Genomic DNA, 9,897 nt, shown 5'->3' on the forward strand with positions numbered 1-9,897 from the left:
CGAGTACATGGCGTTGCAGCCGCAGGTGGAGCGCCCGGCGCAGTCGGCCTCGCTCACGCTCCCCAACGGCATCGCCTATCTCGACGTGAATCGGCTCACCGAGCAGACGGTGGATGCCGAGCTCTCGAGGCATCGCTCGGCGCGTGCGTGGGTCCTGGATCTGCGCGGGGCGCTGGCCGACTCGAGCCACGTGGGCCTTGCCGTGTTGCAGGCGGTGCGTGAGCGGCCGGTGGCGGTGGTGGCGCGCGAGCTGCACCGCTATCAGTCGACGCCGTGTCTCACGCTGTCGCTGCGGGAGCAGGCGGCACAGTGCCCCGACGAACGCGAGGTGCGGTCGCGAGTGGTGCGAGGTGACACCGCCGGTCATTTCGCCGGCCGGTTGGTTGCCCTCGTGGACGAACGCACGAGTGGCGCGATGGAACGCCTCGCGCTCATGCTCGAAGCAAGCACCGACATCACGTTCATTGGCAGCAGTACGGCAGGTTCTCCTGCCGAAGCCGTCCCGGTGGTCTTGCCAGGCAAGCTCACGGTGTATGTGCCGGCCGCCGAGCTGCGCCGCAGTGATGGTTCGCAGTGGCAGCGCGTCGGTATCTCGCCGCTTATCGATGCGCGTCTGACCTTGCGCGGGTATCGGAGCGGCACCGACGAGGTGCTGCAGCGCGCGCAGGAGTGGCTGGCGCAGCAGCTCGATGGGCGAGGCGGGCGGCGAAGAGAGTGAGTTTCGCCCTCCCCATCGACGATGCCCTGCCGGCGCTGCGCGACGCCTTGCGTGCGCGCACGGTGGCCGTGCTCGAGGCGCCACCTGGCGCGGGCAAGACCACGCGCGTGCCGCTGGCGTTGCTGCAGGAGCCATGGATCGCCGGACAGAAGCTGGTGATGCTCGAGCCGCGCCGGCTCGCCGCGCGTGCCGCTGCCCACTACATGGCGAAGCAGCTGGGTGAGCAGGTCGGCGGGACGGTGGGGTATCGCGTGCGCGGCGAAACGCGCGTGTCGAGGCAGACGCGCATCGAGGTGGTCACCGAAGGGGTCCTGGCGCGGCTGCTCTCCGCCGACGCGACCCTCGAGGGATACGGCGCGGTACTGTTCGACGAATTCCACGAACGATCGCTGCACGCCGATCTCGGGCTCGCGCTCGTGCTGGAAACGCAGCAGGTGCGCGACGATCTGCGGGTGCTGGTGATGTCGGCCACGCTCGACGGCGACGCCGTGGCACAGCTCCTCGCTGACGCCCAGGGAGCGGCGCCGGTGGTGCGCAGCAGCGGACGCATGTTCCCCATCGAGACGCACTATCGCCCGCCGCGCACCGACGAGCGTATCGAGGCCACTACGAGTCGTGTGGTGCGTGAGGCGCTCGACGCGAACGACGGTGATGTGCTGGTGTTCCTGCCCGGCATGGGCGAGCAGCGCCGTGTAGAAGAACGTCTCGCCGGTTCGGTACCTACCACCGTGCGGGTACACGTGCTGCACGGCACCATGCCGCTCGCCGAGCAGGACGCGGCGCTCGCCACGGCCCCGATGGGCACACGCAAGGTGGTGCTCAGCACGAGCGTGGCCGAAACGAGCCTCACCGTGGAGGGGGTGCGCGTGGTGGTGGATGCCGGTCAGTCACGGGTCCCGCGCTACGACGCCACCGCCGGGCTCACGCGCCTGCACACGGTTCGGGTGAGCCGCGCATCGGCCGATCAGCGCCGCGGACGCGCCGGACGTGTGGCACCCGGTGCGTGTTATCGACTGTGGGATGTGCACGAAGAACACGGGTTTCTCGCCAGCACCCGCCCCGAGATCATCGATGCTGATCTCTCGTCGCTGGCGCTCGAACTTGCCGACGCCGGCATCGCCGATCCGTTGCAGCTGCGCTGGCTCGATGCCCCGCGTGCCGCAGCGTTTGCGCAGGCGCGCACACTGCTCGCCCAACTCGGCGCGTTGAGCGACGAGGGGCCGCTGGGTCGCGTCACCGCGCACGGCAAACGCATGGCCGCGTTGCCGCTCGCGCCGCGATTGGCCCACTTGCTGCTCGTGGCGGCGGAACGTGGACAGCTCGTGCTCGGTGCGTCCATTGCCGCACTGCTCGAGGAGCGCGACGTGCTGCGCGGTGAAGGCTTCGTGCGGGCGCCGGCCGATCTGCGTCTGCGCACGGAGTTCCTGCATGGCGATCGTGAGGCCGCGTCGGCGTACGGTGCGCACGCAGACCGGGACGGGGTGCGGCGGGTGCGGCAGAGTGCGGGGGAGCTGGTGAAACGGGTGAAGGGCGGAAGCTCGGACAGCGGAAGCTGGGACAGCGGAAAATCGAACAGCGGGAACGACACAACGTGGGACGACGCGGACGTGGGTACGTTGCTCGCGTTGGCCTTCCCCGACCGTGTGGCGCAGCGTCGCGCCGGCAGTGAAGGGCGCTACCTGCTGCGCAACGGAAGCGGCGCGGCGCTGCCGAAGGGGGACAGCATGTACGACGAGCCGTTTCTCGCGGTGGCCGAGCTCGAGGGGCAGCCACCGGAATACCGTATCGTGCGTGCGGCACCGTTGTCGCTCGACGACCTTCGTGCCGACTTCGGGGAACAGCTCGTGCGCGCGAGTGTCGTTGCGTGGGACGAGCGTTCACGCAGCGTGAAGGCGGTGGAGCGCACGAAGCTCGGCGCCATCACGCTCGAGGAGAAGCCGCAGCGCGAGCCCGATGCCGACGCCGTGTGCACCGCGCTCGTGGAGCAGCTGCAACGTGTCGGGGTGAGCGCCTGGCCGTGGCGGGAGGGCGTGCAGAAGCTACGTGAACGGCTGGCGTTCGTGCATCATCACGACGCCACGACCTGGCCCGATGTGTCCGATGGCGCACTCGTCGACACGCTGGCCGAGTGGCTTGGCCCGTATCTCGATGGCGTACGCACGTGGGCGCAGCTGGAGCAGGTGGACTGGCACGAAGCGCTCTTCTCCCTCGTGCCGTGGTCGCAGCGGGCGGCGCTCGATCGATTGGCGCCCACGCATCTCGAGGTGCCGAGCGGATCGCGCATCGCACTCGACTACAGCGAACCGGCCGCGCCAGTGCTCGCCGTGAAGTTGCAGGAAGTATTCGGCTGGACAAGCACGCCCACGCTCTTCGACGGACGAGTGCCGGTCACGCTGCATCTGCTCTCACCGGCGCAGCGCCCCGTGCAGGTCACGCGTGATCTCGCCGGCTTCTGGAAGCACAGTTACTTCGAGGTGCGCAAGGAACTGCGTGGCCGCTACCCGCGGCATCCGTGGCCCGACGACCCGCTCACGGCCGAGGCGACGAGACGGGCGAAGCCGCGCGGGACGTGAAAGGCGAGGGGTGAGAGAACTGCTCGTCGGAGGCGCAGAGCCACGGAGGCACGGAGAACTACAAAAAGGTGTGCTGTTCTCCGTGTCTCCGTGGCTCCGTGTTCTCCGACGAGCTGTTCAACCCAAGCCGGCCCTTACGCGAACGCCCCCGGAAGGACGCCGACGAACTGCTTCATCTCTTCGGGGGTGCCGATCGATACGCGCACCCAGTCGGTGTAGGGCGGGAAGGCGCGGCCGATGGTGAAGCCCTTCGCGGTGAAATACTGCTGCATCTGTTCCACCGGCTTGCCCGTCTGGAAGAACACGAAATTGGTCTGCGACGGCGCGACCTTCTTGCCCAGCTTCGTGAGGGCGTCGATCAGCATCGTGCGCCCTTCAGCGTTCTTCGCCTTCACGAACGCCTGATACTCGGTGTCCATGAGCGACGCGTTGGCAGTGGTGAGGCCGAACACGTTCGGATCGCCGGTCACGTACTGGGAGAGCTTCTTGATGATGTCCGGTCGCGCGATGGCGAAGCCGATGCGCAGCCCGGCCAGCCCGTGAATCTTGCTCGCGGTGCGTGACACGATGATGGGTTCGCCCTTGAGCACGAGATCGGTCATGCTCTTGTACCCGGGGTGCGTCACGAAATCGTAGTACGCCTCGTCTACGATGACCGTGGAACGCTTCGCCGCGTTGGACACGAAGTCCCGCAGCGCCTGGTCGTCGGCGAGGTTGGACGTGGGATTGTTCGGGTTGCACACGAACACGAGCTTCGTGTTGCCGTTGATCTTCGCGTCCATCTGATACAGGTCGTGATCGAAGCGATGATCGAGCGGCACCTTGTGCACGGTGGCGCCGAGCGTCTCGCCCCAGCGCGGCAGATCCTCGAACGTGGGCCACGGGGCCACGATCTCGCCGCCGTGCATGTTGTACGCGAGCGCGAGAATGGAGAGCACCTCGCTCGAGCCCTGCGTGACGAGCACATGGTCCACCGGTACCCCCACGTGTTTCGCGAACGTTGCCGCGAGTTCCTCACGCACGGGCGGCACGTACCAGGTGTGTTGCGCCCAGTTGCCCATGAGCGCGTCCTTCGCCTTGGGCGACATGCCGAACGGGTTCTCGTTGTAGCAAAGGCGGATGGGCCCCGCCGCCCGGCGGGCGGTCGTCACGTCGCGCTCCATCTGCTCGAGGAGCGCCGAGTACGGGAGCCCGCCACCGAGCACACGCGACATCTCCGACGCCGGCAGCAAGCCGGGGAGCGCCACGGTGGCGCCAAGACCGAGGCCGGTGTTGCGCAGCCATTGGCGGCGGGAGAGACCAGCAGAGGACTCGGTGCTCACGATTCACCTCGCGAAGGGAGAAAAGGCGGGGCCGGCATCTGCACCGGCGACCCCTCAAATGACAGCCGTCCGCGCCCGATCGCCAGAGGCAGGGCCGGTTGCTGTATCTTGCGCGCCATGTCGTGGAAACGTTGGCTCCTCACCGCTCTCTCGTTCACCGCCATGCTGGGGATCTCGGCGTGGGTGGTGTCGCGGCACTGGCCGACGGGAGGGATGCCGTGGCTGGCGTGGCCGGTCCACGCCGCGGCGCTGGCGACGGTGACCGCCGAGATCGTGACGCGCGCGCTCAAGATCCAGGCGTCGGCGCGCGCGTGCGGCATTCCACTGGCGTTCGGGACGGCGCTGCGGGTGTGTCTCGCCGGCGACTTTGCCGCGGCCATCACCCCGGCCCGCTCGGGGGCTGAGCCGTCGCGCTTTCTGGTGCTGGCCGAGAGCGGGACCGGGCCGGCGCAGCGCGTGCTGGTGCTCTTTCTCGAGCTGTTCCTCGAGATGTGGTCGCTGGTGCTGGTGTGCACGGTGCTCGCCGTGCTGTTCCGGGGGCGCGGCGCGAGCACGAGCGGCCTGCTGGCGTTGGTGGGGGGCTACAGCACCTTCGTGCTCGGGGCCGGCGCGGTGGGCTGGTTCCTGTCGCGGCGCAACGCCCATGGCCCGCCCCCACGATGGGCCGCGCCGTTGCGGCTCCATGCGGCAAGGTGGCGGGCGGTGCAGCGCACGTTGCGCGCGCTGCGCGGCGCGGTGCAGTCACTGCGTACCGCCAATCCCGTGCTGATGGGGCTGGCGTTCGGAGGGAGCGTGCTGCACGTGTGCTTCAAGGTGGCCACGCTGCCGATGCTGGTGTTTCTGGGTGATCCGGCGTTTGCCTTGACGATGGACAGCCTCGCGCCGCTCGTGTTGTGGCCCCTCGCGCTCTTCTATGGCGGCGTGGTGGTGCCGGCGCCGGGTGGTGGCGGGTTCATCGAGGGCGCGTTCGCGGCCACGCTGTCCAATGCCATCCCAGCGGGAATCTTCGTTGCCGCGTTGCTCTGGTGGCGCTTCTACACGTTCTATCTCTACATCCTCATCGGGGGCCTCGCCGCTGGTGATGCGGCCCTGCGCGCCCTGCGTCCGCGTGACGCCACCCCGTTGTCTCCCATCAGCCCCCCGACGGCGTCGTGAGTGCTTCCCCGGTGTCCAGTCGAACGATTTCGCGCGTCACCGCCGCTCATACGGAGCTGGAGGCGGGCGAGGGGGCCACGGTGCCGCAGTGGCAGCTCATCGGCGGCTTTCTCATCATCTACGTGGTGTGGGGGTCGACGTACCTCGCCATCAAGTGGGGCGTGCAGAGCATTCCGCCCTTCGCCATGGCGTCGATGCGGTTCCTCATCGCGGGGAGCGCCCTGTTCGCCTTTACGCGGTGGCGGGGCGCCCCGGCGCCGACGCGCCTCCAGTGGCGGGACTCGGCCATCGTGGGCGCGCTGCTCCTGTTCGTGGGCAACGGGGCGGTGAGCTGGGCCAGCCAGCGGGTGAGCTCGGGGTTGTCGTCGGTGCTGGTGGCCACGGTGCCGCTCTGGCTGGTGCTGTGCGAAGCCTGGCAGGGGAAACGCCCGCGGGTGATGCAGGTCGTGGGCGTGCTCGTGGGGCTGGTGGGGGTGGGGCTGCTGGTGCTCCCGTCGTCGCGCGCGGCCGCCGGGGCAAGCGGGGGCGCGGTAGACCCGCTCGGGGCCGCCGCCCTCACGCTGGGCTCACTGAGCTGGACGGTGGGGTCGCTGTACTCGCGGAGCTCGAACCAGGCGCGGCCGGCCGCCCTGGCGATTGCGATGCAGATGCTGACCGGCGGCGTCCTGCTGGGGCTGCTGGCGCTGGTTACCGGGGACTGGGGGCGGCTCCACCCGTCGACGGTCACGCTCAACTCGGCATTATCGCTACTCTATCTGATCACCTTCGGCTCACTTATCGGCTTCTCCACGTATATGTGGCTTCTGAAGGTGGCCAGCCCCGCCGCCGTGGGCACCTATGCCTACGTGAATCCGCTCGTCGCCGTCCTCCTCGGCGTGGCCCTCGGCGGCGAACGGCTCCCCGCCACCGCCTATCTCGCCATGGCCATCATCGTCGGCGGCGTGGCGCTGGTGAGCGTGGTGGATGCTCGGAGAAGGCGGTGAGCGCTGAAAGCCGAAAGCCGAAAGCTGAAAGCTGAAAGCTCCCCGGCCGCGACCGGGATGCTCGCGTGGGTGGGGGAGTTTTCAGCTCTCGGTTCTCAGCTCTCAGCTCGTACCTCTCCGCGCTGCCTGAAACGCCACGCCGCCGATTCCGTAGTGACTCCCGTCCCCAACATCTGGAGTCGTCGGTGCGCTCTCACATCAAGGTCGTCGCGCTGGTCAACCTGCTGTACAGCGCGTTGGGTATGCTCGCTGCCCTCGGTACGCTCTTCGGCAGCATTTTCGGGTCGATCGCCACGCTCAACCCCATCGTGATGGTGGTGGGCAGCGTCACCGGCGTCATCGCGGCCGCGGTCATCGGCGCCATCAGCCTTTTCGGCCTCATTGCCGGTTTCGCGCTGCTCAATCACCAGAACTGGGCGCGCTACGTCATTCTGGTCGTCTCCGCCTTCCGTCTCTTCCGCTGGCCGTGGGGCACGCTCTTCGGTGGCTACTCCATCTGGGTGCTCACCCACGAGGAGACGGTGCGGGAGTTCAGCTTGCGGAGTTGAGGGCGGGAACCGACAGCCGTCGAGTGCTGACTGAAGACCGAAAGCTGAAAGCCGAAAGCTGAAAACTCCCCGCCGCGACCGAGATCTCGTTCGCGGCGGGGAGTTTTCGGTTGTCAGCTCTCAGCCCACAGCTCGCAGTACCTCCGGTTGCCCTCCGCGTCCCCACACCGTACCCTCCCAACATGACCCTCTCCCCCTCCCAGCTCGGCACCCTCGGCGTATTGGCCGATGTCATTCTCGAGGGGGCGCCGACGGCGAACGAAACACGCGCCGAGCTGCTGGCCCGGTGTGTCCATCGGCTCGAGTCGCTGCCGCCGCATCGTGGGCGCCTGATGGGGACCGCGCTCGATGTGCTCGGGTCACCCGTTGCCGTGCTACTCGCCGGGCAGCGCCCCCGGGCGTTCGCCTCGCTGCCGCCGGAGGCCCAGCGGCGCTGCCTCGACGCCTGGACGGATTCGCCGCTCGCCCCGATTCGCTCGGCGTGGCAGAGTGTGCGCCGGCTGGTGCTGCTCATGCACTACGCGCGGCCGGAGGTCACCGCGGCCACGGGCTATCGCGGCCCCTTCCAGCTGCGCCGGCAGCTGTACGCCTGGGAAGGGCCGCTCCCCGCCGGCGAGAAGGAAACGCCCACGGAGCCGGTGGCGCGCGGACCGGTCGTGCTCCCCGGCGCGATCGCCCCGCAGCCGCTTCCCGCCAACGTCATCGCCGGCCGATCGCTTACCGCCACCGTGCAGCGTCGCGCCGACGTGGTGGTGATCGGCACCGGTGCCGGCGGCGCCGTGAGCGCCGCGCTGTTGGCCGAGGCCGGTTACGAGGTGGTGGTCCTCGAGGGGGGCGAGTGGCTCACCCCCGCCGACTTCAACGAAGACGAGGCGGCGCTCACCGAACGCCTCTTCGCTGATGGTGGGCTGCGCACCACCGACGATGCGTCGGTGACGATGCTGCAGGGCGCGGCCGCCGGTGGTGGCACGCTCGTGAACTGGATGATCATGCTGCGCACCCCCGACTACGTGCTGGAGCAGTGGGCGCGCGAGTACGGGGCCTATGGCATGACGCCGCGCGAGATGGCCGCCGTGTTCGATCGGGTGGAGCGCGACGTGCGCGCCGGTCTGGTGCCGGAAGACGCGCACTCGGCCAACAACCGCCTCCTCCTCGACGGCGCGCGCGCGCTCGGCTGGCGGGTGCGCAGCGGCATGATCAACGCGCAGCAGTGTGTGCGCTGCGGGTACTGCAGCTACGGGTGCCGCCATAACGCAAAGCAGTCCACGCTGCTCACGTATCTGCCGCGCGCGTTCGCGGCCGGCGCCACGCTCTATTCCGAGGCCAGTGTGCAGCGCGTCGACGTCGTCGAACGTGACACGGGTACGGGCACCCCACCCCGCAAGCGGGTCACGGCCACCACGCCCGGTGGCCAGCAGATCATCGTCGACGCCCCCATCGTGGTGCTGGCGGCGGGAGCGGTGGGTACGCCGGTGCTCCTGCAGAAGTCCGGGCTCGGCGGCGGCGGGGTGGGGCAGTGGCTGCGGTTGCACCCTACCACCAGCGTCAACGGCGTGTACGACCGCCCGATCGACGTCAGTTCGGGGATCCCGCTCACCACCATGTGCGACGAGTTCATCCGGTGGCAGGGCACGGACTACGGCTTCTGGCTCGAAACACCACCGCTGCATCCGTCCTTCACCGCGGCGGCCATGCCCGGATTCGGTTCGGCGCATGCCGCCCAGATGGCGCGCAACATGCACCTCGGCGTGCTTATCGGGCTCACCCGCGATGGCGCCGAACGTTCCGTGTCGAGCGGGCGTGTTCGGGTGAACCGCCGCGGCGAGACCTCCATCACCTATCGTCTCACCCAGGAAGACGAGAAGCGCGTTCGCGCGTCGCTGGCGGCGATGGCCCGTGTACACTTCGCCGCCGGTGCGCAGGCCGTCGAGACCGTGCACGCGCATCCGCTCACCATTCGCTCGGCGCGCGATGCGGATGCGCTGGCCAGCGGCGCCGTCTCGCCCAATCTCCTCACGCTCTTCTCCGCTCACGTGAATGGGACCTGTCGTATGGGGACCGACATTGTTACATCTGGCGCCACCCCGGATGGCGAGCGGCATGGGACACGTGGCCTGTACATTACCGATGGCTCGCTGCTGCCGACGGCCCTCGGTGTGAATCCGCAGGAGACCATCATGGCTCTTTCCATGGTGCTCACGGAGCGTATGGCCGAGCGGCATCGCGGCGCACAGCAGTAGTGCCTTCTGCGTGGACACCCCATTCCGTTCCCGATGCGACGAGGACCGACATGAGCAAAGGTGAGAAGAAACGCAAACGCGCGCTCGATGCGTACAGCGCCCTGCAGCGCGCCGCGGCGCTGGCGGCGGAACGTGTCGATGACGCCGTGCATCCGTTCGGTCTCTCCGCGTCGCAGTTCGGTGTGCTCGACACCCTGCAGCAACGTGGTCCCACGCATCAGCAGGAGCTGGCGGAAGCGCTCGGCCGCAGCAAGGCGCAGATGACCGCCATCATCGATGCGCTCGAAGCGCGCGATCTCGTGCGGCGCGAGCGGCATGAAGTCGATCGCCGGTTCATTTCCGTGTATCTCACCGAAGC

The 9,897-nt window shown here is 68.7% G+C and carries 8 protein-coding genes; 7 read left to right on the top strand and 1 reads right to left on the bottom strand.

Going from position 1 to position 9,897, the window contains the following annotated elements:
* A partial coding sequence (locus tag ACIQ6O_RS08225; protein WP_396207297.1) for a S41 family peptidase occupies window positions 1–718 on the top strand: 718 nt, incomplete at its 5' end.
* Window positions 715–3,291, top strand: a complete 2,577-nt coding sequence (hrpB, locus tag ACIQ6O_RS08230; protein WP_396207298.1) for an ATP-dependent helicase HrpB — start codon at window positions 715–717, stop codon at window positions 3,289–3,291. The genes ACIQ6O_RS08225 and hrpB, both read left to right, overlap by 4 nt.
* Window positions 3,292–3,425: 134 nt before the next feature.
* Here hrpB and ACIQ6O_RS08235 read toward each other — a convergent pair whose 3' ends face one another.
* On the bottom strand, window positions 3,426–4,613 hold the full coding sequence (locus ACIQ6O_RS08235; RefSeq protein WP_396207299.1) for a pyridoxal phosphate-dependent aminotransferase: 1,188 nt from the start codon (window positions 4,611–4,613) through the stop codon (window positions 3,426–3,428).
* A 117-nt stretch (window positions 4,614–4,730) separates the two neighbouring features.
* On the opposite strand from ACIQ6O_RS08235, the gene ACIQ6O_RS08240 reads away from it, so the two are divergent.
* From ACIQ6O_RS08240 to ACIQ6O_RS08260, 5 genes are all read left to right on the top strand, one after another.
* Window positions 4,731–5,768, top strand: a complete 1,038-nt coding sequence (locus ACIQ6O_RS08240; protein ID WP_396207300.1) for a YbhN family protein — start codon at window positions 4,731–4,733, stop codon at window positions 5,766–5,768.
* Window positions 5,769–5,779: 11 nt separating this feature from the next.
* The gene (gene yedA, locus ACIQ6O_RS08245; RefSeq protein ID WP_396207301.1) at window positions 5,780–6,751 is read left to right on the top strand and encodes a drug/metabolite exporter YedA; all 972 of its coding nucleotides are present in this window, start codon (window positions 5,780–5,782) and stop codon (window positions 6,749–6,751) included.
* Window positions 6,752–6,936: 185 nt separating this feature from the next.
* Window positions 6,937–7,299 carry a hypothetical protein gene (locus tag ACIQ6O_RS08250; RefSeq protein WP_396207302.1) on the top strand — a complete coding sequence of 121 codons (363 nt, stop codon included), beginning with the start codon at window positions 6,937–6,939 and terminating at the stop codon, window positions 7,297–7,299.
* 182 nt (window positions 7,300–7,481) lie between these two features.
* A complete protein-coding gene (locus tag ACIQ6O_RS08255) occupies window positions 7,482–9,539 on the top strand; it encodes a GMC family oxidoreductase N-terminal domain-containing protein (RefSeq protein ID WP_396207303.1) in 2,058 nt (685 codons plus the stop codon).
* A gap of 50 nt (window positions 9,540–9,589) precedes the next feature.
* Window positions 9,590–9,897 (top strand): MarR family winged helix-turn-helix transcriptional regulator (locus ACIQ6O_RS08260; protein WP_396207304.1); only part of this gene is annotated, 308 nt, incomplete at its 3' end.

The organism is Gemmatimonas sp. (assembly GCF_044345575.1).
GTDB lineage: Bacteria > Gemmatimonadota > Gemmatimonadetes > Gemmatimonadales > Gemmatimonadaceae > Gemmatimonas.